Raw genomic sequence first — 26,456 nt, 5'->3', positions numbered from 1 at the left:
TTTATGGCGAAATCGCATTGGATGGTTCGACTGGTACAAGTAGCATCCGTGTTATTTGTTCTGTTCGGCTGTTTCATGGTTTTGATTTATTCGCCATTTTATTCAGGCTGGGTGGTAAAGGCCCTGAATAGTTTAGTTCCTGTTGAAGTCAATCAAGTGGCTGCGAAAAGTCAACAAATGGCTGCATTGAGCGAGCATGAAAGTTTAGAGCCAGGCTCCAGATTATGGATTGCTCGCCAAGCCTATTTAAAGTTGATGGAAGAAGCAATCCAAAACCATAATTCAGAGAATTTGACTGTGATTCAGGCGCGATATAAAGCCTTGCAAAATATGATTGAGGACGCGCAACAGCAGGAAAGTGAACAAGAAGAAAAACCGCGTATTCCCTTGCTTGCAAAACGCGTAGATGACGAGATAGAACAAGAAGACCCGACTCAAGCGGTCAAAGATTTATTGGACTTGAACAGCACTGAAAATAAGGCGTTGATGGAAAAATACGTAGAATTTCTCCGTACCCATAAAATTGAACAGGAACAAGTCGCTGAAGAACCTGTTGATGAAACCATTTATCAAGATATTGCATTAATTCACGAACAGAATGAACAGCCAGCCCAGCAAAGTTCAAAACCTTATGCCATTGTGGTATTGGGTGGTGGACTGACTTTAGATAAAAACGGCAAAGATATTGTGGTTAATGAATACACACGCTTGCGTTTAGAGAAGACTTTAGCCATTGAAAAAGAATATAAACTGCCGATTGTACTGAGTGGCGTAGAAGCACCGTATATGCAGCGCTGGTTAAAAGAACATGAAGTCGATGCGAAATTACTGGAAGACCGAAGCATGAATACCTGCGAAAACTCGCGTTTTAGCTCGTTATTGTTGCAAAAAAAAGGTGGAGCGCCGCGGGTAATTTTAATTACCGATCGTTATCATATGCCACGTACGCGCCGTTTATTTGCATTAAATGGTATTGAAACGGTGCCTGTTGAAGCGCCCATACCAACACATCTGACACGCTGGCGTCCAAGTGAACGAAATTATGATCATAGCCGCCGTGCCAATTATGAAATGTTAGCCACGATTCGTGATGTCTGGTTTGGTTCCAGTGATTGTCGGGAGGTGCCTTAATGCCAGATATCCCATTTTTAAATCCAAGCATTTTAAAACAACTGGATTTGCCCGTTCCAAGTCGGGAAACCACACCGCAACTGCTTGAAGCCTTAAATCTGAATAAGCCTTATCAACCTTCAGTGGAGATTCAGGCTTATCGTAAGTTATACGGTATGCATTTACTGGATTGTGAGCATTGGCAAGGCTATGTGCAAATGCCTTTGTTTAAATTGCATGTACAGGTATTCCAGCCGAATTTAGCCAATATTGCTTTTAATAAAATACGCGGAACAGTATTTTTATTGCATGGCTATTTGGAACATAGCGGTATCTATCAGCCGATTATTCGTGAATTACTGGAACAGGGTTTTAGTGTTATCACCTATGATTTGCCCGGTCATGGTTTAAGTGATGGCTCACCTGCAAACATTAAGAACTTTGATCATTATCAGCAGGTCTTGCACGCCGTTTATCACTACGTTAAAAGTGCCAGTCAACTGCCTAAACCCTGGGTAGGGATTGGACAGAGTACCGGTGGGGCCATTTTGCTGCATCATTTGCTAGAGTTTGCAGAGCGCCGTGAAAATCCATACGTAGAGCGTGTTTTATTGCTTTCTCCACTGATTCGACCTGCAAAATCGGCATGGTGGCATAATTCTGTAGGATTGGGCATTATTCGACGGATCAAGCGTCAAGTGCCGCGTCATTTTAGACGCAATAACCACAATCCAGAGTTTCTACGCTTTGTGCGTTTAAAAGATCCTCTGCAACCCCGTATGATGGGCATGGACTGGATTTTGGCCATGTCCAAATGGATGCAGGAGATGGAAGCACGTCCGGCATGTCGTATTCCGGTGTGGCTGGCGCAAGGTGCGCAAGATCAGACGGTGGACTGGCGTTATAACATTGAGTTTATTCGTCGCAAGTTTCGGCTTCAGACCTTGTTGATGCTGGAAGAAGGGTCGCATCAGTTAATTAATGAACGTGCGGATATTCGTGCGGCATTGACCGGACTGATTCCGGCATTTTTACATGCCCAAAGTTCAGATGGCTATTATTAGCTATTAGCAATTTTGTATAAATCAGTACCCGAAAAAGAGGCCAATATGACCTCTTTTTTATTGAAAAAAAGTATATTTTTAGATTATGCAAAGTCTAAAATTTCTCGGCATGGGCCAAGTTCCACATCCGGAAGTAAAAATTTTCATCGTCTTTATCTTCACAGCTGAGCAATTCACCTTCTTTTAGCCAAAAGTGTAATTGCGCATAATTTTTGATTTCCCGGTCATTAATGCGCTGCGCTAAATGATGTGCCTTAATATCTGCAGGATGTTTCAATCCTGCCGCTGCAATCATTTCGGACAAGGCCAGCATGGTATTTTTATGGAAATTGAATACCCGCACAGCTTTGGTTGGAATATGCAAGGCGGTTTGGCGTTCTTTATCCTGTGTTGCAACCCCGACAGGACACTGGTTGGTATGACAGCTCTGTGCCTGAATACAACCGACAGCGAACATAAATCCACGTGCTGAATTCACCCAGTCGGCTCCAATCGCCATGCTGCTGGAAATATCAAAAGCACTGATAATCTTGCCGCTTGCACCCACTTTAATTTGCTTGCGCAAGCCTGCGCCAACTAGCGTGTTATGCACAAACAGCAAGCCTTCGCGTAAAGGCGTACCTACATGATCAATCAGTTCAATCGGGGCTGCACCTGTGCCACCTTCAGAACCATCGACCACAATAAAGTCTGGCACGATTTTAGTTTCCAATATGGCCTTAACAATACTCATAAATTGCCACGGCTGACCAATACACAACTTGAAGCCCACCGGTTTTCCGCCCGATAATTCACGCAATCGCTGAATGAAATGCATCATTTCAATAGGCGTATTAAAGGCTGTATGTTTTGAGGGAGATACACAATCATATTCACGACTGACCCCCCGAATTTCTGCAATTTCTTCTGAAATCTTGCTTTTAGGTAAGATACCGCCGTGTCCGGGTTTTGCCCCTTGCGATAACTTGATTTCAATCATTTTGACTTGCGGTAACAGGGCTTGCCGGGTAAATTTTTCCGGATCAAACTGGCCATCCAGCGTGCGACAGCCAAAGTAGGCACTGCCCAGTTCCCAGACAATATCACCCCCATTTTCCAGATGATAAGGACTAATACTGCCTTCACCGGTGTCATGGTAAAAATTGCCCATTTTCGCCCCTAAATTTAAAGCGCGTATCGCATTGGCACTTAAACTGCCAAAACTCATGGCAGAGATATTCATAATGGAAGCGCTATAGGGCTGCTGACATTGATGGTTACCAATTTGAATACGAAAACTTTCAATTTCGGCAGCTTTGCACGGCGTAATTGAATGGGTAATAAAGCGGTAATCTTGTTGATAGACGTTAATAATGGAACCAAAGGGTTTATCGGCATTTTGATTCTTTGCCCGCTGGTAAACCAGATTGCGTTGCATACGTGAAAATGGCAGGGCATCCTGATCGGCTTCAATAAAATATTGACGAATTTCAGGACGAAAATCTTCAAAGATAAAGCGGAAATGTCCCATGATCGGATAGTTTTTTAGAATGGAATGTTTGTTCTGTAAGATGTCATATAAGCCAACCAGGGTAAGGACTCCGGAAATTAACCATAAAGTATTCAGCAAGGTGTCGGAAAAAAAATAATAAATATAATGCGGAGCATAAATAATCCGGAACCAGCTAATGGTTAAGGCAATGAAAATAAAAGTGAACCAGACTGAGTAGCGGGAGAAAAAAGTATTTAAAAGTCTATGTCTGACGATTTGAGCTGGAACTGGCATTCTCAAGTTTTCCATCGAATGATACATAACCTGAATCTGCCCAGTTTATATCCAATTCACAAGTTCTGATTTGTAAAACCCAAGCTATTGCTTAAGAAAACAAGCAGTATGTCAGCAGGATTATTATTAATTCTTTTATTGAAGAATGGTTGGAATGAGGCCTTATTTCTAGCTCAATGAAAATTGAGTAAAGAAAAATCTGACCTTGTTGGATATGAACCGAATGGAATAGAAATCCAGAACAAATGCTTAATCAAAAATCAGCTTAAAACTTCTGATCTTATGATTTCTCAAGCGTTTGATTGGGCACTATATTGGTTTTACCTAATCAATAGAGGCAATATTATATGACGATGAAATCAATTCGATATAACAGTGGATATCTGGCGTGTTAAAGCGCAATGTTTTCTTCTGCATTGACAAAAACAGCCGCCATCAAGCTTTGTATCGGGGTGAAAAAATAAAGCCTGATGCTCTTTAAGCCCACAGTATGACAATAAAAATAGAGCCAAATAGAAATATTCTCCAGTCCCAATTGTTGGGACTTTTTTTATTTCAGTTATTTTATTTCAGTTATTTTGTTTCATCAGCAATTTGATGTACCGCATTTGAAACTTCAATGGGCTCAATACGCTGAATTTTGTTGCCAAAGCCTCTTAACCACCAGACCAGTTGTGAGGTAAAAGGTACGCTTGCAGTAATTTGGGCTAAACCATGGTCCAGTTTTTGGATGGTCTGGTCTTTGCTCAGCTGACTTTCATCAAAATAGTGAGCATCTTCTTCAGTCATGATCAGTTTCAAAGCGATATTTTCGGTCGGCTGGTTATAGTCGACTCTAAAACCTAGGGCGCCAGAATCGATATAAGCATCAATATCAAAGTTGACCGGATGCATTGCACGTGAGTTTAAAACAATGGCTGATTTAAAACGGTGCAAGGCAAAGGTCTGAATATCGGTTTTATCATGACGGGTACAGATTAAATAAATAATTGCACCTTTTTGTACCAAGGCCAAAGGATTTAAAATATAGGTTTTTTCTTCGCTTAAATGACTACGTCCCTGATAAACACATTCCAGTTGCTTGTCTTGCAGTAATCCTTCGTAAATGGCTTGCTGCGCCAGTTTATCGACTACAGGGGGAATGAGCGGTTGAGTCGCTGGAACAATGCGAACCCGGTTAATCCATTGCCGTACATTGTTTTGGGTGGATAGGCTGCGACGAGCCAGATCAAACCAAGGGTTCATTTCCTCAATCAGGCTAGGCGGCAGCAAATGTTTCAAATGTTCTTCGACCATCATAAACGTGACCGCTTGAGAACTGGTCATATGCGGCAGGCTTTGAATAGGTGCATCCGAGCGCCAACGCCAGCCTTGAGGCACAGTTTTACTGCTTTCTATGGGAAAGCGTAGCGAGATCTGATTTAAGTCACGTTGAATGGTGCGTAAGCTGATATCAATACCTTCACGTTGCAAAATTTCTTGTAACTCTCGGGTACCCATCCACTTCCCAGTAGAAAGACGAGATAAAATTTGCCATTGTCGGTACAGGCTGTTCGAGGTTTCTTTTTCTTGTGAGGACATAACTTAAATTAAAAAACGAGTAGCTTGTTTATATCTCCATTGAATGCTGAACACAATAAAAAACCTGAATATTTTTCGCCAGTCTTCCCATTGAGCTCATCTATATTTAGAAACATGTTTGATCGAAACGGCCATTGAATAACACATATCTTGATGAATAAATAGATAAAAGCGATAAAAGGATTTTTATTGGCATATTTGTTGCTTGATTGCATTCAAAATAAATAACAATTAAGAGGGTTGTATGCTTAAAGAAAAGGATCGAACAGATTTAACGTCTACGGCTGAAGGGTTTTCTCATCCGGTGGGAACTAATGTTAATCTATCAACAGGAGGATATAAGAATCATTCGAAAATAAGCGGTTTATTTCAGCAGTTCAAATCACATTTTTTTAATGAAATGGTGGATGATCAAACCATGTCAGGGGAGACCTGTAGCAAAATAGAACATTGGTTATCACAGCACACTATTGATGAATTAAAGTTGTTAAACCAGGCAGCGAAAGATCACTTTTTGTATGAGGGCATTACTTTTACTGTCTACGGGGAATCGGAAGGGATTGAACGAACCATTCCTTATGATTTAATTCCGCGGGTGATTGAGAAAAAGCAATGGAATAAAGTCGCACTCGGTTGTTCGCAACGGGTACGTGCGCTGAATTTGTTTTTACACGACATTTACCATCAACAAGATATTTTAAAAGCCAATATTGTGCCTGAACTGCAAGTGCTGACGCATGAAGCTTATCAACCGCATATGTATGCACACGACCTAAAAGGTAAAATTTACAGTCAGATTAGCGGGATTGATATTATTCGTGACCGTCATGGTGAATTTTATGTACTGGAAGATAATTTAAGAACGCCATCTGGTGTGTCTTATATGCTGGAAAGCCGCAAAATCAGTCAAAAATTAATGCTGGATTTATGTCAGCAAAACAATATTCTGGGCATTGAACAATATCCGCAATTACTTAAAGAAGTTTTGGCTGAAAATGCCTATGTCGATAAGCCTTTTATTGTTGTGTTAACGCCTGGACGTTATAACAGCGCCTATTATGAGCATTCTTTCCTGGCAAGGGAAATGGATGTGCCTTTAGTGACATCACGTGATCTTTTTGTAGAGAACGATAAGGTTTATGTCAAAACTATCTGTGGAAGACAGCAGGTTGATGTAATTTATCGTCGAGTGGACGATGCATATCTCGATCCATTATGTTTTATGCCGGACAGTACTTTAGGGGTGGCTGGCTTAATGTCAGCCTATCTACGTCACAATGTTGTGATTGCAAATGCACCCGGTACTGGTGTGGCGGATGATAAATCGATCTATCCATATGTCGATAAAATGATTCATTTTTACTTGGGTGAGCAAGCAATCTTAAAAAATGTGCCGACTTACCAATGCCGCGAAGCTCAAGACCTGGATTATGTCCTATCCAACTTAGAGCAATTGGTGGTGAAAGAAGCCCAAGGTTCGGGTGGTTATGGCATGTTGATTGGTCCACAAGCCTCTAAAAGTCAAATTGAATCATTTAGAGACAAAATTATTGCTACACCGAATCTGTATATTGCGCAGCCGACTTTGGATTTGTCGGTTTGTCCAACCCTGACCGATTTTGGAGTTGCAGAGCGTCATATCGATTTACGTCCCTTTGTACTCAGTTCACCCTATCGGACGGAAATCGTTCCTGGTGGTTTAACACGTGTAGCAATGCAGGCAGGATCTTTAGTAGTGAATTCTTCACAAGGTGGTGGAGTTAAAGACACATGGGTTGTCGATAATCTTCATTCTTAAACATCTAACCATGGGAAAGAAATCATGATTTTATTAAATAGTAATGCTCAACATATTTTTTGGTTAGGTCGCTACTTAACGCGTATTCAATATTTGTGTAGCCAATTTCCATTTCATAATAACCAGGACGCATTGGAATATGCGCATGCATTTTGCTTACCCGCTTTTGATGCAAGCTCGTTAAACACATTATTGCTTGATGCAGAACAACCTTCATCTTTTGGCCAGCAATTTCAACACGCCAAAGATAATGTACAGGATTTACGTGGGGTATTTTCCGCAAAAGCTTATGCGGAACTCAATCAGCTGATTAAAAATGCCACTGAAAATACAGCCTATATTTGTGATGTTGCGGGAGAATGTCAGGAGATATTGGAAGCCGAATCTGAATTTATCTTTCTATTTTTTACTTTGGGACAAAATATAGAACAGCTAGATCGACAGCTTCGTCTAAAACAAGATCGAACCATGACTCTGGAAAATATTGATAAAACAGTAGATTTATTGAACCAGATGGGTTGGGACCGACTGGATAGTGCATGGCAGCAACTTAAGTTAAAACCAGACAGTATGAATTTTTATCAGTTCAGTGACCATATTCAAAACCTATTTGAGGTGGATGTATGAAGCTGATGATTAATCACCAAACTCATTACCGATATACTGATCAAGCGCGTAACAGCATTCAATATATTAAGATGACGCCAACCTCGAATGTGCATCAGCAAGTGCATTCTTGGAATGTGAGTGTGCCGGGTGAGAAACAAATCAAATCTGATGCTTTTAATAATATCTGGATCACCAGTTCGCAGCGCCAGCCTTATCAACAGATGACCATTATGGCGCAAGGCATTGTGGAAATGAATCCGAATAGCCAATTTGGAATTGATATTGCCGTCAATCCCAAATTGTTTCTGCAGCCTACGCCAAGCACAATATGTAATGCAGAAATGAAAAGTTTTGCAGAATGTTATGTTCCTCAGCTGAATCGGGCCAACTTAATGGTTTTGTCGGAGGCAATACTCAATTATATTCCTTATGTGCCTGACCGGACATCTGTACAAACCTCTGCTATTGATGCCTTCCAATGTCGACAGGGTGTGTGTCAAGATCATAGCCATGTGTTTATTGCGATGTGTAAGCATTTAGGCTTACCTGCGCGCTATGTATCTGGTTATTTATTTGTACCGAATACATCTCACCTTGCAAGTCATGCTTGGGCAGAAGTATTTTTTGAAAATTCGTGGTATTGTTTTGATACCAGCAATCAGTTGTTTGTGCCTAATTCACATATCTATGTGGCAATCGGTCGAGATTATTGGGATGTTGCACCAGTAAGAGGCATAAGAGAGCGCGGTGGTATTGAGTCTATGAATTCTATTGTTCAAGTACTCGCTTGCTGAAAAATTTAAAGGTCATAAGGAGTTCTCATGACTTATTGTTGCGCGCTACGTTTAAAAGATGGCTTGGTCTTTGTTAGTGATACGCGCACTAATGCGGGTGTAGACCATATTTCGGTGTTTCGTAAACTTTATACCTTTGGTGTAGAGGGTGAACGATTCGCCACAATACAAACCTCTGGAAATTTAGCGACAACCCAAGCGGTTATTGGTCATTTGAACAATCATCTGGAACTCGGCCAAGAACCCAACTTGTATAGTGTCAATACCATGTTCGAAATGGCAGAGTTGGTGGGGCAGACATTAAGAAAAGTCATTGCAGATGTTACCCAAGAGACGCATGTTCACGAACAGAGCAATTATTATTGTAGTCTTCTGCTGGGTGGACAAATTAAAGGTTCAGAAATGGAACTTTATAATATTTATCCGCAAGGTAATTTTATTTGCGCAACCGAAGATACGCCTTATTTTCAAATTGGGGAAAGTAAATACGGCAAACCGATACTAGATCGGGCATTAATTTATGAAATGCCCTTAGATGAGGCGGTACGCTGTAGTTTGATCTCTTTTGATTCTACTTTACGTTCCAATGTTTCAGTAGGAATGCCATTAGATACCATTGTCTATAAAAAAGATTCATTGCATATTCCGAATGGCAAAAGAATCTATGAAGAAGATCCTTATTTTAGGCAATTGAGCAGACAATGGTCGGACACTTTACGCTGTGGTTTACTGAAATTACCTATTCCAACAGATGATTATCTAGATTAGACGCTTGCTATTCACAGCTAAAAACATTCGCTATATTTCATTCAATGGGAAAATTAATCATTTCCATTGAATTTTTTTCTTTTTGTAAATAATATTTCTTATTTAAAAACAATAATAAGGCAGGGGTCATGATCATTCAGCTGTGTTATACCAGTAAAAAAACCTCAAATGATGAAAGCATTTTAAAAGATCTTCGGGATATTTTAACTGAGGCTAGAGATTTTAATACCAGACATGAAATTCATGGGGTTTTGTATTATGCCGATGATTATTTTTTCAATGCCTGGAAGGTGAGGAAAAACATATTTTGATGCTTTTAGAAAAACTGAAAAAGGATCCGAGACATAATGAAATTGTTTTGCTTAAAACCGGTGCATTGAATGAAACCAATTTTAGTGATTGGTCGATGAAATATGTGGGACGAAATAGTAAGATACAAAACTATTTTAAATCTTTGGGCCATTATCGTTTTGCCCCAAATCAGTTGAATGAACAAAGCCTAGATGCTTTTTTGAGTTTTTTATATGATGTGCAGCCGAGTATGGCTTAACGATTGAATTAAAAAAACCCAAGTAAAAACTTGGGTTTTTTAGCAATTTAAAGATCTATTTTCTGATTGGGCGAGCGCTTAAGCGGCACAACAGTTCATACCCAATGGTACCATTGGCTTCTGCAACATCATCGACTAAGCGGTTTTTACCCCAAAGCTCAACTTCTGTACCAATTTTTGCATCTAAGTCTGTGACATCAATGGCAATCATATCCATGGCAACACGGCCAATCACACGAGTTGCCTGACCATTAATGGCCACATAGTTTTGTTTAGGAAAAGCACGTGGGTAGCCATCTCCATAACCAATCGAAACAATGGCTAAATCCATTTCTTTTTCTGCAGTAAAAGTTGAGCCATAACCCACAGATTCACCAGTCTGAATATTGTTTAAAGCAATGATTTCAGCAGTAAAAGTCATAACCGGTTTAAGGTCTAAATCATGTGCCGATTTATCTGCAAACGGTGATGCACCATACAGCATGATTCCGGGGCGAACAAAATCAAAATTCAACTCAGGCCATTTATAAATGGCTGCTGAATTACAGCAAGAACCCATGATCGGTGCACAAGCTTCTTTGACATGAAGGAATTGATTTTTTTGCTGTTCATTTAACGGGTGGTTTTCTGCATCCGCATTGGCAAAGTGCATCGCTAAAACACAAGTAAAGCCTTCAGCTTTAAGTGAATTAATTACCTCAATAATTTCTGGAACTTTAAAACCCAAACGGTTCATACCGCTATTGAGTTTGACCCAAACTTTTAAGTTTTTGCCAATATAGGCATTTTTATAGGTTCGTAACCAGTCGAGTTGTTGCTGGTGATGTACGACACATTCAATGTTATTTTCAACCACAATCCGCATTTCATCTTCAGAGAAAATACCTTCGATGAGGGTAATCGGTTGTTGATAGCCGAGCTCACGAATTTCAAGTGCTTCTTCAAGGCAGGCGACACCAAAGGCATCCGTTCCACTTAAGGCTGCTAAACAGTCTTTGACTCCATGTCCGTAAGCATTGGCTTTAACCATACTTACAATTTGAGCAGTTGGTGCAAGTTGTTTAACACGGTTTAAATTATATTGCAGCGCTTCTCTGTCAATATAAACTGTTGCTTGGCGCACCCTAGTTACTCCTTGGGGTTACAATGAAACATTATAGCAATTTGATAAAATCGCTTATAAGCTACGATCAGAATATTGTGGATATGCTTGTGATCTCGCTCAAAGTGGAGTGAGAAACTTAAGCAAAATAGAGTGCCATATTCTATTCCTATGGCTAAAAATAAACACTAACTTAAAGTATATTTCAATTAAATTTAATACAGCATCGTTTGATTCTATTACTAAAATATCAGTGTAGTGGTAGTAGTTGCTGTCTTTCTGATATTTAAGTGAAATGAGTGGTAGAAAAAATATGCTGGGTCTTAAATCAGGTTTTAATTAAAAAGATTTAAGACCCTGGCTGAGATAAAAATAGTCCGTTAAAAAACGAGGTCATCACCTCGTTTTTTTATTGCTTATTCTTCATCGTTATATTGAGCATAAAACTCGGGTGAAAGGTTACTAAAACGGGTGTATTGACCTTCAAAAGCCAGACGCACTGTACCAATAGGACCGTTACGCTGTTTACCAATAATAATTTCGGCAGTACCGGCTTCTTTAGTTTCTTTGTTATAAACCTCATCACGGTAAATAAACATAATCAAGTCAGCATCCTGCTCGATCGCACCGGATTCACGCAGGTCGGACATCACAGGGCGTTTGTTTGGTCGGTTTTCTAGTGAGCGGTTTAACTGTGAAAGGGCAATCACTGGACACATCATTTCTTTGGCCAAAGCTTTTAAACTTCGTGAAATTTCCGAGATCTCACCAACACGGTTGTCGCCCATGCCGGGTACTTTCATCAACTGCAAGTAATCCACCATAATACAGCCAATTTTACCACCATGCATTTTGGCAATACGACGTGCGCGCGCGCGTAATTCTGTGGGTGGAAGAGCGGATGAATCATCAATGTACAGGTTTTTTTCTTGCAGCTGTAAAATGGTACCGGTCACTTTGGACCATTCATCACCATCCAGTTTGCCTGAACGTAAATGACCTTGGTGAACTTTACCGTAAGCCGAGATTAAACGCATCGCAATTGAGTCTGCTGGCATCTCCATAGAGAACACTAGAGCAGGTAGATCACAGTTAAACAGCACACTTTCCACCAAGTTCATGGCAAAAGTGGTTTTACCCATCGATGGACGTGCAGCGACAATAATCAAGTCACCCGATTGCATGCCCGAGGTTTTGTTATCCAGCTCCATAAAGCCTGTCGTTAAACCGGTAATACTACCTTCCATTTGCGACAATTCATTTAACTTGTCAAATACGTCTGCCACCACGGCATTAATGGGTTTTGGCCCTTGCGCTTTGGCATTGTTATTATGTTGTTCGGCAATGGAAAAAATATTAGTTTCAGCCAAGTCCAAAATTTCACTAACACTCCGACCTTTGGTGTCATAAGCATTTTGTAAGATTTCCGAGCTGACTTTAATCATGCTGCGCAACGTTGCAAATTCTTTAATTTTATTGGCGTAGGTTTCCAGATTATAAAAACTGGAAGGGGAGTCTGCCATCAATTGCATTAAATATTCTTCACCACCGACAGCATCCAGCAAATTCTGTTTGATCAGCCAATCATTGACTAAGACTGCGTCGTAAGGTGAGTTTTCTTGGGTTAATTTTTCAATAGCGCGAAAAATATACTTATGACGCGTCGCATAAAAATCATTTTCACTGAGTACATCACCGACCTGTTCGAATGATTCGGCTACGGTCATCAGCGCTGCAAGTACAGCTTGCTCGATCGCCAAGTTATGTGGTGGAGTACGAAACTCTTTTAATTGGCCTGACTCATTCCCTTTATTATCTACTTTAGATGAGTTAAGCATAGCATTGGCATTCGCCTGTGACATATAAAACCCTGATTTTAAATGCGATAAAGAAGTAATTTGAAAATTGAGACGAATAGTGAATTTTCAACGATTTTCGTCTAGACAGATCATACCCGTTCTTAAAAAAAATGCGAATCGAAAATTTCATTGAGTTAAAAACAGTAAAAAATAATTTGTGTTTACTGGTTTTTAGTAAATCTGAATAAGCTATTTTGCCTATTTTTACAGATAAAAAAAAGAGCATACAAAAGCATGCTCTTTTTCTTGCAGAAAATTACTCAGATACGATAGTAACGAGAACTTCAGCAGTAACATCATGATGCAATTGGATTGCGATGTTAAATTCACCAGTGTTGCGAAGCGCACCATTTGGTAAACGAACTTCTGCACGGTCAACTTCAAGACCAGCATTAGTTAACGCGTCAGCGATGTCACGAGTACCGATTGAACCGAATAGTTTACCTTCGTCACCAGCTTTAGCAGTGATTACGATGTTAACTTCGTTCAATTGGTCAGCACGTGCTTGAGCAGCAGCTAAAACATCAGCTTCAGCTTTCTCAAGTTCAGCACGACGAGCTTCAAAAGCAGCAGTATTCGACTCAGTCGCTGCTACTGCTTGACCTTGAGGGATAAGGTAGTTGCGGCCGTAACCAGCTTTAACTGAAACTTTATCGCCTAATTTACCAAGGTTTTTAATGCGTTGTAATAAGATAATATCCACAGCTCAACCTCACTTATGATTGTCAGTGTAAGGGATCAAAGCCAAGTAACGAGCTTGTTTAATAGCAAGCGCTAATTGACGTTGGTAACGAGCTTTAGTACCTGTAATACGGCTAGGAACAATTTTGCCGTTTTCAGTGATGTACTGTTTTAAAGTATCGATATCTTTGTAGTCGATGTACGCAACTTTCTCAGCTGTAAAGCGGCAGAACTTGCGACGACGGTAAAAACGTGCCATTAATGTTCTCCTTATGCTTCAGCAGAGTCTTGAGATTGTTGTGCTTCTTCACGTTGTGCTTTACGCGCACGTTTTTCTTCAGCACTTTTAGCAAGCAATGATTCTTCAGTGATTGCGTTTTCACGACGAATAATAACATTACGAAGGATTGCGTCGTTATAACGGAACAATTCTTCTAATTCATTAAGCGTAGTTTGACCACATTCAACATTCATTAAAATGTAGTGAGCTTTATGAATTTTGTTAATTGGGTAAGCCAATTGACGACGGCCCCAATCTTCTAAACGGTGAATTTGACCTTCAGCTTCTTTGATGTGAGTTAGGTAACGTTCTACCATACCCACAACTTGATCGCTTTGGTCTGGATGTACCAAAAGTACGATTTCGTAGTGACGCATTGTCAGCTCCTTACGGTTTGTGCAGCCCCTAACTTTTGAAAAGTCAGAAGCAAGGAGTCACAACCAAAGTTGTGTCGCAAAAATTGCGAAGCGTGAATTTTAGTGGTTTTAGGGAGAAATTACAAGGGAATCTTTTGGTAATGATTGATTTATATATGAGCTTGGCAGGGGGAAAGCTGGAATAAATAAAAATAGAAAAAGATATTGAATAGATTTTTTAGAATGATGAAAAAAAAGATAGAGTAGAACTCTATCTTTTTTAGAAAAACACGATTTGTGTTGCTGGCGCTTGGGAGGTAAAACTAAAACATATACTGATGATCGTAATCAGAATAACCGAAAACAGGAAAAAGCGTTTTGCCCAGAGTTGGTCATTTTCAGCTTTAAAGCCCAGTACACCAATATAAAACCAATAAATGCATAACGCATTTAAAATCACCAGATATAGCCAGTTTGTATAACCATAAACAAACAGGGCATTCATGCTGATGGTAAATAAAATAACATAAATCAGTGATTCAATTTTAGTACGTAAAATAGAACGTGCTACAGGAAGAATCGGAATACCTGCATTTTTGTAGTCATCAAAACGATATACTGCAATCGCCCAGGAATGAGGCATTTGCCAAAGTGCATAACCAATAAAAATAAGCAGTGCAGCCAAGTCAAATTCATTACTGACAGCGGTATATCCAATTACTGGTGGGCTTGCACCAGAAATACTTCCAATAACGGTTTGGTGAATTGTTGTGCGTTTTGTCCAGAGGCTATAAAGCACCACATAGACTACAAAACCAATCACTGCAAATAAAAAAGCGTACGCATTTACCCAGAACCATAAAATGCTAAAACCAATCACGCCAAGTACTAAGGAATACACCAAAGCGACAGGAACGGAAATGGATTTTTTAACCATCGCACGATTTTGTGTGCGCTGCATTTTTTGGTCGATGTCTTGGTCAATAACGTTATTGACCACACAACCAGAGGCAACAACCAAAGTTGTACCCAGGAGGGTAATAAGCAATAAAAGGAAATCTACAGAACCTTGAGCGGCTAGGAAATAGCCGCCCAAAGTGGTAACAAAGTTACCAAAGAGAATTCCTGGTTTAGTCAGGAATAAATACTTTTTCAGCATGACGATCAGTTTAGATCATCATGTTGTAGTGAAGGTAGTTCATGATCCATACAGACCCAACCAATAAGATTGCAACTGTAAGAATTGTATAGATGAACGCAATAACATTCCAGCGTTGCTCTGAAGAAGAGTTCATGTGCAGGAAGTAAATTAACTGTACAAGAATCTGAGCAACAGCTGTGATCGCAATCGTTGCAATAACCAGGCCACGTCCAAAACCGCCTGCCATAACCATACCAAAAGGAATGATTGTCAGAACGATAGACAGGATAAAGCCAATTGTGTATTGCTTAGTATTGCCGTGCGCTGCACCAGCAGAGTTGTGGTCATGACTCATTATAGAACTCCCATCAAGTAAACTACGCTGAATACACAGATCCAAACGATGTCAAGGAAGTGCCAGAACAAGCTTAGGCAAGCAAGACGACGAGTGTTCGGAAGTGTCAAACCATTTTTCTTGATTTGATACATCAACACAAGCATCCATACCAAACCAGAAGTTACGTGAATACCGTGCGTACCAACTAAGGTAAAGAACGCAGATAAGAACGCACTTGTAGTCGGGCCATGGCCAGCGTGTACAAGGTGGTTAAACTCATAAAGTTCCATACCGATGAAGGCAGCACCAAATAGCCATGTAATTGCTAACCAAGTGAGAACTTGACCCACATTTTTCTTGTATGAAGCAAGTACGGCAAAACCGAAGGTCACAGAAGAGATCAAGAGGGCGAAAGTTTCAGTTAAAACGAAACCTAAAGAATCACCAAAAAGCTCTTTAGCACTTGGAGTACCAACAGGAATGTGACTGCTTAATACAGCGAACGCAATGAAGAGTGTCCCGAACAGGATCAAGTCACTCATCAAGTAAGTCCAGAAACCAAAGACTGTGATGTCAGTATCATCGTGATGATGATGCTCATCGTGTCCATGGTTGTCGTGATGAAGTACTTCAGCCATTGTCTTAGTCCTTCTTCAAGTGTTTTTCAAGAATCGCATAGCGTTCGTTTTCAATACGCTCAACTTCGGCAGCAGGTACATAGTAATCCACTTTCTTGGTGAAAGAAGACACGATGAAGCTAACGATAGTGGCAATGAACGTAACAACTACTAACCACCAGATATGCCAGATTAACGCGAAGCCCATAACAGTGATGAACATTGCGATAACGAAACCAGCAGCACGGTTGGTTGGCATATGAATGTCTTCATACTTGGTTGGTTTAGCATATGCGATGCCATTTTCTTTGTCAGTCCAGAAAGTATCAATACCATTGATCTTTGGAAGATGAGCAAAGTTATAGAACGGAGCAGGTGAAGAAGTTGCCCATTCTAAAGTACGGCCATCCCAGATGTCGCCAGTGTGATCGATATTGTTGTTGCGTTGTAAGAAGCCAACAATGATTTGCATTAAGAAACATGCAATACCAAGAGCAATCAGAACAGCACCAAACAATGCAATCGATACATACGGATCCCATTCTGGGTTGTCATATGTATTCAAGCGACGAGTCATACCCATGAAACCAAGGATATAAAGTGGCATGAATGCAAAGTAGAAACCGAAGAACCAGAACCAGAAAGCTGCCTTGCCCCAAGTTTCATTGAGTTTCCAGCCAAACATTTTTGGCCAGTAGAAAATGATACCTGCGAACATTGCAAATACTACACCACCAATAATTACGTTATGGAAGTGAGCAATCAAGAATAACGAGTTATGTACCAGGAAGTCCGCTGGTGGAACTGCCATTAATACACCTGTTAAACCACCGATACCAAAAGTCACAAGGAAGCCAAGTGTCCAAAGCATTGGTGTTGTAAAGGTAATGCGACCCTTGTACATGGTGAATAACCAAGAGAAGATTTTCACACCAGTAGGGATGGCAATAATCATGGTCATGATACCGAAGAACGCGTTAACGTTGGCACCAGCACCCATGGTAAAGAAGTGGTGAACCCATACAACGAAAGACAATACTGTGATTGCTACAGTTGCATACACCATTGATTTGTAACCAAACAATGCTTTACGAGAGAACGTTGCTACAACTTCTGAGTAAATACCAAATGCAGGTAATACCAAGATGTAAACTTCTGGGTGACCCCAAGTCCAAATCAAGTTTACATACATCATTGGGCTACCACCCAAGTCGTTTGTAAAGAAGTGGAAACCGAAGTAACGGTCAAGCGACAACATTGCAATCGTAGCAGTTAACACTGGGAACGCTGCAATGATCAATACTGCTGTACATAAAGATGTCCAGGTAAAGATCGGCATATCCATCAGTGTCATGCCAGGTGCGCGCATTTTAATGATGGTAACAAAGAAGTTAACACCGGTTAAAAGCGTACCTAAGCCTGAAATTTGCAGTGCCCAGATATAGTAGTCAACACCTACGCCTGGAGAATATTCAATGCCTGATAGTGGAGGGTAAGCCATCCAACCAGTTGCAGCGAATTCGCCCAGTGCAAGAGAAGCCATCATTAGACCCGCAGCACCAGCAAATAGCCAGAAACTGAGTGAGTTCAATAATGGGAAGGCAACGTCACGAGCACCAATCTGTAAAGGTACAGAGATGTTCATTAAGCCAACTACAAGACCCATCGCTACGAAGAAGATCATGATTACGCCATGGGCAGTAAAGATCTGATCGTAATGTTCAGGATGTAAATAGCCTTCACCACCACCTCGAGCGAGGAACTGTTGAAGACGCATCATGATCGCATCTGCGAAACCACGAACTAACATGATTACAGATACAAAGATATACATGATACCAATTTTTTTATGGTCTACAGATGTGAACCATTCAGTCCACAGGTAGTTCCATTTTTTAAAGTAGGTGATCCCTGCAACGACTGCAAGGCCACCAAGGATCATCATCGCAACAGTCACCAATACAATTGGATCGTGTGGAATTGAATCCGGACCTAACTTACCTAATAAGCTCATGTCTTATTCCTCTACAGAAGCTGCAGTCGCATGTTCAACATTTGCATGAGCATCAGAAGCAGCAGCTTCATGACCCGCAGTTGCTGAATGGTCAGCACCGTGGTAGTTGCTCATGTATCTGTTAATCACTGATTCGAACAATTTAGGCTCTACTGAAGAATAATAAGTCACTGGGTGTGGCTTAGTTGGATAAGGCTTCAATGCTTCAGCAGCAGCCTTCTCTTCAGGAGTTTGAGCATTCACAACCATTGCTTCGATTTGGTGCTTAGAACGGTTACCGTCACGTAAAGCAGCAAATTCAGTTTGATCTAAAACAGCCTTTTGAACTGCGTTAGGATTTACTGAAGTGCCGTTACCTGATTTAACTGCCGCTACCCATTCAGCAAACTGTGCATCTGTCACAGAATGAGCACGGAAGCGCATTTGTGAGAAGCCATAACCTGAATAGTTAGAAGAGAAACCGCGGTAGCCTTCGGCTGGGCTAGTTTCGTCTGCCAAGAAGTTCAAGTGAGTCTGCATACCCGCCATTGCATAAATCTGACCAGATAATGCAGGGATAAAGAACGAGTTCATTGTGAAGTTAGAAGTTAAACGAAGAGTAACCGGAGTTTTCTCTGGGAAGCGCATTTCGTTAACAGTCGCAATGTTTTGTTCTGGGTAGATGAAGATCCATTTGAATTGTTCAGCAATAACTTGAACAGTTAAAGGTGCTTTATCAGATTCTACCGGACGGTATGGGTCATACTTGTGGGAACCCCACCAAGTTAACCACGCTAGAATACCAATAATAATGACAGGTATGCCCCATACTACAATTTCAATTGCAGTTGAGTGTGCCCATGTAGGTTTATAGTCTGCATCTTTATTCGATGCGCGATATTTCCATCCAAACCACAATGCCATAATTGCTGATGGAATTACCACCAAAAGCATTAAATAGATCGCAGTCATCATCAGGTCAGATTGACCTTGAGCAACTGGACCTTTTGAGTTTAGAAGTACCATATCACCGCCACACCCAGTCAAGAGTGCAGCCATCGCAGATAAAGACAATACAGCTAAAATTGTTTGTCTCATTTTACAACCTCGGTGAAGAGTCCCATTCCCTAATTTAATATGGGATAGCGATTAAAGTGTCGCATGATTGGAAATGTTTTTATTTTCGCTTAGAAATTCTAAGTATAGAAAATCCTTCCCAATCATGAGACACCGCTACGTTGTGAGGCATTATGCCTCATATTGTTGAACTAAGCTATATGTAAAGGGGCTTTAAATGACTGTTATAAAAACCGATTTTTTTACTCGGAATTAAACTTTTCATGTAATAATTTTATTTTAATATCAACATTCTGGGGAAAAACAGGGCTATAAATAACCCTGTTTTTTTGTATGATTATTGTTTGATCACTTTAGTTTTTGCAAGCTTATCATGCAAAGTTTGGCGTTTTTCGCCAATCGCAAAAACATGGTCAACAATGGTGACAAATGGCATAAACAGCAAATTCAAAATGATGAAAATGAAACTACGTAAAGTAAATGCACGCATTAGGCTGACTTTCTCACCACTTTCTGCATCTACAATTTTAATTTTGGTCAGTTTCTTGCCAATGCTTTGACCCGATTTAGCCAACATAAATGCCTGAATTCCCAGCATAATAATGATATACACACACATCGCTTGCCAAGCTTCTGCGGGAATAAGGGTAAATAATTGCTGCTGTAATTGAACTGCCTGAGTCGATGTGTCAGCGGATTGCATCTTTTGCTGAATCTCGGACAACTGGTTAACCTGTTCGGGTTTTAGAAAAAAAGATGGAATGGCTGCTGCGGGTAACCAGAGCAACAAATCGATAATTTTTGCTAAGATTCGGGTAGTGATTGAAGCGAGTTCACTATTGGGTGCCGCTTTTTTTTCAATCTGAATTTTACTAAAGCTGGAATCCTGAACAGGGGTTTGCTCAGGAAAAGCTGTAGGAGCTACATAACCTTCAGGTTGATATACAAGTTTACCTTGGGTTAATTCACCTAAAGCTTTCCATTCGGTCATGCCTTGATGCCAAGCCAAATCTGTAAGCAGAACTTGCTGACTAGCGAGCATCTGGTTCAACTGCTCTAAGGTATATGGACCAGCTTGTTGATTATTACGAGCCAAGTAAATTTGCATAAATATTAAATCTCAAAACGTAAATAAGGTTTGTATAGCAAACCCTTAAATTATAGATGAAAAAAAAGACCCAAATGTGGGTCTTTTTTTAACATAGTTTCTTAAGCTTGTTGAGCTTTTTCTTCAGCAAGGAAGAACCAGGTGTCTAAAACCGAGTCTGGGTTTAGCGATACTGATTCAATACCTTGTTCCATCAACCATTGAGCAAGATCTGGGTGATCAGAAGGACCTTGACCACAAATACCGACATATTTGCCCGCTTTACGACATGCTTGAATTGCAAGTGAAAGCAATGCTTTTACCGCAGGATCACGTTCGTCGAACAGGTGAGAAACAATACCAGAGTCACGGTCAAGACCAAGTGTTAACTGAGTCAAGTCGTTAGAACCGATAGAGAAGCCATCGAAGTGTTCAAGGAATTGATCAGCCAGCAATGCATTGGTTGGCAATTCGCACATCATGATCACTTTAAGGCCATTTTCACCGCGTTTAAGACCATTCAGCCCCAATAATTCGATCACACGTTTCGCTTCAGCAACTGTACGTACGAAAGGAATCATGATTTGAATGTTGGTTAAGCCCATTTCGTCACGTGCTTTCTTCAATGCGCGGCATTCAAGCTCAAAACAGTCACGGAAGTTGTCAGACACGTAACGGCTAGCGCCACGGAAACCAAGCATTGGGTTTTCTTCTTCCGGTTCATATAACTTACCACCGATCAAGTTCGCATATTCGTTTGACTTGAAGTCAGACATACGAACGATCACTGGTTTGTCAGCGAATGCAGCAGCAAGGGTTGAAATACCTTCAACCAATTTTTCTACATAGAATTCGATTGGAGAAGAATAACCCGCAGTACGTGCCATTACAGCTGCACGAGTTTCGCGTGGAAGGCTGTCAATATTTAACAACGCTTTAGGATGCACACCAATCATACGGTTGATGATGAATTCTAAACGAGCTAAACCAATACCTTCGTTTGGAATTTGCGCGAAGTCAAATGCACGGTCAGGGTTACCGACGTTCATCATGACTTTGAACGGAAGTGCTGGCATAGATTCGATAGAGTTGCGTTGAACTTCGAAATCTAAAGAACCTTCGTAGATGAAGCCTGTATCGCCTTCAGCACAAGATACAGTTACTTCTTGACCGTCTACAAGGACTTCAGTTGCGTTACCACAACCTACGATTGCTGGAACGCCAAGTTCACGTGCAATGATTGCCGCGTGACAAGTACGACCACCACGATTGGTTACAATCGCAGCTGCACGTTTCATCACTGGTTCCCAGTCCGGGTCAGTCATGTCAGATACAAGAACATCACCGTCTTGCACTTTGTCCATTTCTTTGATTGAAGAAACGATACGTACTTTACCAGAACCGATACGTTGACCAATTGAACGACCTTCACAAATCACAGTACCTTTTTGTTTAAGCAGGTAGCGTTCCATTGTGCCGACATTTTCACGACTTTTTACTGTTTCAGGACGTGCTTGAACGATATAAATTTCACCGTCATCGCCATCTTTCGCCCATTCGATGTCCATTGGAGAACCATAATGGTTTTCAATGATCAAGGCTTGTTTGGCAAGTTCTTGGAGTTCGTGATCATTTAACGCGAATTGTTGACGATCTTGTTTTTCAACGTCTACAACCACCACAGATTTACCAGCAGAAGCTTCTTCGCCATAAATCATTTTTTGGTGTTTAGAGCCAAGATTACGACGCAGGATAGAATGTTTGCCAGCGTTTAATAATGGTTTAGATAGGTAGAATTCGTCAGGGTTTACTGCGCCCTGAACGACCATTTCACCCAAACCATAAGATGCAGTAATGAAGACAACATCACGGAAACCAGATTCTGTATCAAGTGTAAACATTACACCGGCAGCACCTGTTTCAGAACGCACCATGCGTTGAATACCCGCAGAAAGGGCAACAACTTCATGTTTAAAGTTTTGGTGTACGCGGTATGAAATTGCACGGTCATTATATAAAGATGCAAAAACTTCTTTAATCGCGATCAGTACATTATCGATCCCGCGAATGTTCAAGAAAGTTTCTTGCTGGCCAGCAAAAGAAGCGTCTGGTAAATCTTCTGCAGTCGCAGATGAGCGAACGGCAACCGCGATGTCAGGGTTGCCGTTAGATAGTTCAGCGAAAGCGTCGCGAACTTCTTTTTCAAGTCCTGCTGTAAGCGGAGTATCGACAATCCATTGGCGAATTTTAGCGCCAGATACTGCAAGAGCATTTACGTCATCAACATTTAAAGTTGATAGCTCTGCCTGAATTTTAGCGTTTAGGCCACTTTGCTCGAGAAATTCACGATAAGCAGCCGCAGTCGTTGCGAAACCACCTGGTACTGACACACCAGCATTAGATAAGTGGCTGATCATTTCACCCAGAGATGAGTTTTTCCCACCTACAAGTTCAACGTCGTGTTTCCCTAATTTTTCTAGACCAATTACGCGCGCTTCCAAAGTTGTTACTCCACTTTTGCAGTATTAATCATATCTTGGCATGAAATTATAACAAATCGCGAAGCTTTTTGATTGAACTCGGCGACAGTCATGTAAGATCGGTTTACTATAAAGATTTTACAGTACTTAGACAAATATTTAAGGAGAATTTTAATGTCAGAAGGTAAACAAATTAAGCGCAGTGTATTTTTTATCTCCGATGGTACGGCAATTACCGCTGAAACCCTTGGACACTCACTGTTAGCGCAGTTTCCTCATGTAGATTTTGACATTCATATTATTCCTTATATTAGTTCTGAAGAGGCTGCAATGACTGTAGTTGCAGAGATTAACCAGCGCGCGGAGCGTGATGGGCAGCAACCACTGGTGTTTGATACCCTTGTAGACCCCTATGTACGCGACATTATTAACACTGCAAATGCGGTAAATCTTGATGTATTTGAAGGTCTTATTGGTAAATTGTCTGAGGTTTTAGGTACTCCTCCTACAACTTTAGTCGGACAGACCCATGCAGTGACCGATTCCGAGTCATATAAAGCCCGTATTGATGCAGTTCATTTCGCTTTGGACAACGATGATGGGGCACGTACACGCCATTATGACAAAGCTGATTTGATTCTGATTGGTGTGTCACGTTCAGGCAAAACCCCAACCTCAATTTATTTGTCATTACAATTTGGTATTCGTGTGGCGAACTATCCGTTAACTGAAGAAGACTTGGACGACAACCGTTTGCCTGCAGTATTGCGTCCACATAAAAATAAACTGTTTGGTTTAATGATTGATGCGGAGCGTCTTGTGGCGATTCGTACTGAACGCAAGGCAAACAGCCGTTATGCAAGTTTCAGTCAATGCCAGATGGAACTTCGTGCGGTTGAAGGGATTTATATTTCTGAAGGCATTAAATATTTGAATGTTTCGGAAATGTCGATTGAAGAAATTTCAACCCGTGTTTTACAAATGACAGGACTTAAACGTCGTATTGGTTAAAGTAAAAGTAGAGTTAAATCAAAAGGTTTAACTCTACTTCTTATCATCGAAAAATAAGAGGACTGTTATATGTATAAAATATTAAAGCTCAAAACAATTGCTCTTTTTTTCGCGATGTTGAGCCTAGTGAATAGTCAGGCTTTTGCAGAATCTGTGGCTCAATTTGAAAGTAATATCATTAATAAATATTATAAAACCAGTCTGACTGATCGCTATGAAAATGACGGCGTCAATCAGGAAGTTGAATCAAAAGTAGCAGGCTTTATTGCAAAAAATCCGCAAAGTTTTAGCTATACATTTAAAAATCTGGCAAGCAAAAATATGATTTTTGTGAATTATAGTCCTGATCGAAAGCTTAAATTTTATACGTTTAATATTTCTGCTGGAGGCTCAATGCGGGAATTTGCGTCTTATGTTCAGTTTAAACAGGGCAACAAAGTCATTACCCAAGCATTAAATGATGGGGGATTGATTAAGGCAATCCGTCAAACTCAATTGAATAATATACCGACTTATCTTGTTTCCAGAACGTATATTGGCAGTGGTTGTGTTGGGGCATATGGCATTCAGGCGACTCAAATTAAAAATGCCCAATATAAAACTGTGAAGGTTTTTAAGACTAAAACAAAAGCATTGGACCAGATTGATGTCAGCTATGACTGCAATTTTTATCCAAAAAATATCCAGCCTTTTGATATGGACCGACACTATATTCGCGTATCTGAGAATCTTAAAAATATTGATATTTTATTGATTAAGCCATCAGGTGAGTTGACACAAAATTATTTGCGTTATCAAAAGAATAACAATAATTATCAATATATCGGTACAGCAAAATAAATTGGTCGATAAAAAAGAGGCATATTCGCCTCTTTTTTATGCTTGGAATTTAATAGGTCGTGATAATGACATCCACCAAGTGTTCAAGACCTTCCATACTTTGTACGGCTTGCTCTGTAATTTTAACCACCGGCCAGGTAATTAACTTGCAGTTTTCACGCTGTAATGCTGCATAGTAAGTATCTGATTTAAAGAAGACTTTATTTTCACTTGCCGAGTTGGGCATTAATTGCCGTTTTAACCAGTTGTCTTTTAGTTGTGATTCAAGATAGCGAATAGCCAACAATGATTTGACGCGATTGTTAAATAAGCGGCGATTTTTAATAATTAAAGGATGCGAAAGCAGTTTATGAATGCCTTTTTCTGTATGGGGCAAAATAAAATGCGGAGTAATTTGAAATATTTTAACTGATTTAGCCTGACTGCAAATTTGATCTAAATGCGTCACTGTTCTTTGATTTGCACCCACAATGGCAACATTTAAACTGGAAAAATCAAACTGTTTAATATCTTCTGATGAAACAATTTCCCCCTTAAATTTTTGAAAAAAATCGGGTGTATTCTGAAAGAAACCATCCAATGGATCTTTTTTCTTGTTAACCATTTACATATCCTTTCTTATTTTTACTTTGTCGCGATGAGTTCTACAGTTCATTGATATACCCAGATTGGAACTTTTGGTAAAGATTTTTCTGGAATCCGGTCAGTCATCGAAACGCCGGGATTAATTAGAATGTGGATTATTTTTTGCTTATGATTTAGGCTGTTATGTGCTCAGGATAAAATAATTTAATAGCAATCGTTGCGGTGACTCTGGTTTGATTTTCCTTATAATCCTGGAAAATTCACTGCGACCTAGTGATTCTCTTGTGCTTGATCTTCATATTTTTTTATTTGTGCTTTCATGAAAAATAAAGACTTGCCATGAAGGGACAAGTCTTGGTTTTTTTAGGATGCTTATAAAAGCTTAGTTTTTTTCCTCATCTTGTTCTATAGCTTGAAATGGTGTGTTGGCGTAATGAGGGATACTTGGTGGCTGGGTATGTGTTCTGAGATAGTCTAAATCGCGAATATTTTTCTGTACCGCAACTGCGCCAAATAAACTCAGTAAAAATGCCATGATATAAAATCCTTTTTCACTTAATTCAAGTGAAGCATTCCATAAGCCAATGGCAAGTAAAGCAATACAGATAATGATAGATGCCCAGCAAAGCCCAAAATAAATTGCAGTCACTTGAATGCCTTCGAGTTTGTCCCGGACAATTTTTTGCAAAGAAACTGCTGCAAATAAGCCATATAAAATCAGGATTAAATAATAGCCTTTTTCATTCAGTAACATGGACGCGTTAAATAAGCCGATGATATATGCTGCTGCACCTGTGATCAGTGCCACCCAACTTACAGCAATAAATGCAGAGCTAGGTTTATTGATATATTGATTCATTCTATTTTCCATTTTTTTGTATTTGATTGTTTTTTATACATCTATTATGTCTAAACTAAACAAGATCACATATGTTGTCCAATCGAATCAGCATAAAATCGATGAGATGATC

At 40.2% G+C, this 26,456-nt stretch carries 24 protein-coding genes and 1 pseudogene; 9 read left to right on the top strand and 16 right to left on the bottom strand.

Features of this window, described 5'->3' with window-relative positions; translation table 11 throughout:
- Positions 1-3 precede the first annotated feature (3 nt).
- Positions 4-1,131, top strand: coding sequence for a YdcF family protein (locus tag E0H81_RS03545; RefSeq protein WP_131316569.1), 1,128 nt, complete (start codon positions 4-6; stop codon positions 1,129-1,131).
- A complete protein-coding gene (locus E0H81_RS03540) occupies positions 1,131-2,174 on the top strand; it encodes an alpha/beta hydrolase (protein WP_131316567.1) in 1,044 nt (347 codons plus the stop codon). The genes E0H81_RS03545 and E0H81_RS03540 overlap by 1 nt, the downstream gene beginning before the upstream one ends.
- A gap of 94 nt (positions 2,175-2,268) precedes the next feature.
- On the opposite strand, the gene E0H81_RS03535 is transcribed toward E0H81_RS03540, so the two are convergent.
- Together E0H81_RS03535 and E0H81_RS03530 are read right to left on the bottom strand one after the other, a co-directional pair.
- Positions 2,269-3,939, bottom strand: a complete 1,671-nt coding sequence (locus E0H81_RS03535) for an FMN-binding glutamate synthase family protein (RefSeq protein WP_131316565.1) — start codon at positions 3,937-3,939, stop codon at positions 2,269-2,271.
- A gap of 573 nt (positions 3,940-4,512) precedes the next feature.
- Positions 4,513-5,520 carry a helix-turn-helix transcriptional regulator gene (locus E0H81_RS03530; protein WP_131316563.1) on the bottom strand — a complete coding sequence of 336 codons (1,008 nt, stop codon included), beginning with the start codon at positions 5,518-5,520 and terminating at the stop codon, positions 4,513-4,515.
- 244 nt (positions 5,521-5,764) lie between these two features.
- Between E0H81_RS03530 and E0H81_RS03525 the strand changes: the two genes are divergently transcribed.
- The 5 genes and pseudogenes from E0H81_RS03525 to E0H81_RS16380 all read left to right on the top strand — a co-directional run bounded on the left by E0H81_RS03525 (position 5,765) and on the right by E0H81_RS16380 (position 10,039).
- On the top strand, positions 5,765-7,318 hold the full coding sequence (locus E0H81_RS03525; RefSeq protein WP_131316561.1) for a circularly permuted type 2 ATP-grasp protein: 1,554 nt from the start codon (positions 5,765-5,767) through the stop codon (positions 7,316-7,318).
- Between the two features lie 24 nt (positions 7,319-7,342).
- Positions 7,343-7,945: an alpha-E domain-containing protein gene (locus tag E0H81_RS03520; RefSeq protein WP_131316559.1), complete on the top strand. Its 603-nt coding sequence runs from the start codon at positions 7,343-7,345 to the stop codon at positions 7,943-7,945.
- A complete protein-coding gene (locus E0H81_RS03515; protein WP_131316557.1) occupies positions 7,942-8,721 on the top strand; it encodes a transglutaminase family protein in 780 nt (259 codons plus the stop codon). Before E0H81_RS03520 ends, E0H81_RS03515 begins: the two co-directional genes overlap by 4 nt.
- Positions 8,722-8,748: 27 nt before the next feature.
- Positions 8,749-9,489 carry a proteasome-type protease gene (locus E0H81_RS03510; RefSeq protein WP_131269375.1) on the top strand — a complete coding sequence of 247 codons (741 nt, stop codon included), beginning with the start codon at positions 8,749-8,751 and terminating at the stop codon, positions 9,487-9,489.
- A gap of 128 nt (positions 9,490-9,617) precedes the next feature.
- Positions 9,618-10,039 (top strand): annotated as a pseudogene (locus E0H81_RS16380) (BLUF domain-containing protein).
- A 55-nt stretch (positions 10,040-10,094) separates the two neighbouring features.
- On the opposite strand, the gene alr reads toward E0H81_RS16380, so the two are convergent.
- The 12 genes from alr to ppsA all read right to left on the bottom strand — a co-directional run bounded on the left by alr (position 10,095) and on the right by ppsA (position 23,070).
- The gene (gene alr, locus E0H81_RS03500) at positions 10,095-11,162 is read right to left on the bottom strand and encodes an alanine racemase (RefSeq protein ID WP_131316555.1); all 1,068 of its coding nucleotides are present in this window, start codon (positions 11,160-11,162) and stop codon (positions 10,095-10,097) included.
- Positions 11,163-11,557: 395 nt separating this feature from the next.
- Positions 11,558-13,003: a replicative DNA helicase gene (gene dnaB, locus E0H81_RS03495; RefSeq protein ID WP_131316553.1), complete on the bottom strand. Its 1,446-nt coding sequence runs from the start codon at positions 13,001-13,003 to the stop codon at positions 11,558-11,560.
- Positions 13,004-13,256: 253 nt separating this feature from the next.
- The gene (rplI, locus tag E0H81_RS03490; RefSeq protein WP_131216159.1) at positions 13,257-13,703 is read right to left on the bottom strand and encodes a 50S ribosomal protein L9; all 447 of its coding nucleotides are present in this window, start codon (positions 13,701-13,703) and stop codon (positions 13,257-13,259) included.
- A gap of 9 nt (positions 13,704-13,712) precedes the next feature.
- Positions 13,713-13,940, bottom strand: coding sequence for a 30S ribosomal protein S18 (gene rpsR, locus E0H81_RS03485; RefSeq protein WP_004676982.1), 228 nt, complete (start codon positions 13,938-13,940; stop codon positions 13,713-13,715).
- 11 nt (positions 13,941-13,951) lie between these two features.
- Positions 13,952-14,338 (bottom strand): 30S ribosomal protein S6, encoded by a 387-nt coding sequence (gene rpsF / locus E0H81_RS03480; RefSeq protein ID WP_053578020.1) that lies wholly within the window; start codon positions 14,336-14,338, stop codon positions 13,952-13,954.
- Between the two features lie 259 nt (positions 14,339-14,597).
- The gene (cyoE, locus tag E0H81_RS03475) at positions 14,598-15,476 is read right to left on the bottom strand and encodes a heme o synthase (RefSeq protein WP_131316551.1); all 879 of its coding nucleotides are present in this window, start codon (positions 15,474-15,476) and stop codon (positions 14,598-14,600) included.
- 10 nt (positions 15,477-15,486) lie between these two features.
- Positions 15,487-15,816 carry a cytochrome o ubiquinol oxidase subunit IV gene (locus tag E0H81_RS03470; RefSeq protein ID WP_171458468.1) on the bottom strand — a complete coding sequence of 110 codons (330 nt, stop codon included), beginning with the start codon at positions 15,814-15,816 and terminating at the stop codon, positions 15,487-15,489.
- The gene (cyoC, locus tag E0H81_RS03465; protein ID WP_131316549.1) at positions 15,813-16,433 is read right to left on the bottom strand and encodes a cytochrome o ubiquinol oxidase subunit III; all 621 of its coding nucleotides are present in this window, start codon (positions 16,431-16,433) and stop codon (positions 15,813-15,815) included. Before cyoC ends, E0H81_RS03470 begins: the two co-directional genes overlap by 4 nt.
- 4 nt (positions 16,434-16,437) lie before the next feature.
- The gene (gene cyoB, locus E0H81_RS03460; protein ID WP_131269368.1) at positions 16,438-18,426 is read right to left on the bottom strand and encodes a cytochrome o ubiquinol oxidase subunit I; all 1,989 of its coding nucleotides are present in this window, start codon (positions 18,424-18,426) and stop codon (positions 16,438-16,440) included.
- 3 nt (positions 18,427-18,429) lie between these two features.
- Positions 18,430-19,503 (bottom strand): ubiquinol oxidase subunit II, encoded by a 1,074-nt coding sequence (cyoA, locus tag E0H81_RS03455; RefSeq protein ID WP_131316547.1) that lies wholly within the window; start codon positions 19,501-19,503, stop codon positions 18,430-18,432.
- Between the two features lie 316 nt (positions 19,504-19,819).
- On the bottom strand, positions 19,820-20,590 hold the full coding sequence (locus tag E0H81_RS03450) for an RDD family protein (protein WP_131316545.1): 771 nt from the start codon (positions 20,588-20,590) through the stop codon (positions 19,820-19,822).
- A gap of 101 nt (positions 20,591-20,691) precedes the next feature.
- A complete protein-coding gene (ppsA, locus tag E0H81_RS03445; RefSeq protein ID WP_131316543.1) occupies positions 20,692-23,070 on the bottom strand; it encodes a phosphoenolpyruvate synthase in 2,379 nt (792 codons plus the stop codon).
- Positions 23,071-23,223: 153 nt separating this feature from the next.
- Between ppsA and ppsR the strand changes: the two genes are divergently transcribed.
- Positions 23,224-24,060 (top strand): posphoenolpyruvate synthetase regulatory kinase/phosphorylase PpsR, encoded by an 837-nt coding sequence (ppsR, locus tag E0H81_RS03440; protein ID WP_131316541.1) that lies wholly within the window; start codon positions 23,224-23,226, stop codon positions 24,058-24,060.
- A gap of 69 nt (positions 24,061-24,129) precedes the next feature.
- Positions 24,130-24,900 (top strand): hypothetical protein, encoded by a 771-nt coding sequence (locus tag E0H81_RS03435; RefSeq protein WP_131316539.1) that lies wholly within the window; start codon positions 24,130-24,132, stop codon positions 24,898-24,900.
- A 49-nt stretch (positions 24,901-24,949) separates the two neighbouring features.
- Here the strand turns inward: E0H81_RS03435 and E0H81_RS03430 are convergent, their stop codons facing one another.
- Positions 24,950-25,504 (bottom strand): NAD(P)/FAD-dependent oxidoreductase, encoded by a 555-nt coding sequence (locus tag E0H81_RS03430; RefSeq protein WP_131316536.1) that lies wholly within the window; start codon positions 25,502-25,504, stop codon positions 24,950-24,952.
- A gap of 363 nt (positions 25,505-25,867) precedes the next feature.
- The gene (yiaA, locus tag E0H81_RS03425; RefSeq protein ID WP_131316534.1) at positions 25,868-26,344 is read right to left on the bottom strand and encodes an inner membrane protein YiaA; all 477 of its coding nucleotides are present in this window, start codon (positions 26,342-26,344) and stop codon (positions 25,868-25,870) included.
- Positions 26,345-26,456: the final 112 nt, after the last annotated feature.

The organism is Acinetobacter terrestris, assembly GCF_004331155.1.
Taxonomy (GTDB): Bacteria; Pseudomonadota; Gammaproteobacteria; order Pseudomonadales; family Moraxellaceae; genus Acinetobacter; species Acinetobacter terrestris.
The sequence above is the reverse complement of the archived record's forward strand: the minus strand, read 5'-3'. Positions and strand labels throughout refer to the sequence as shown.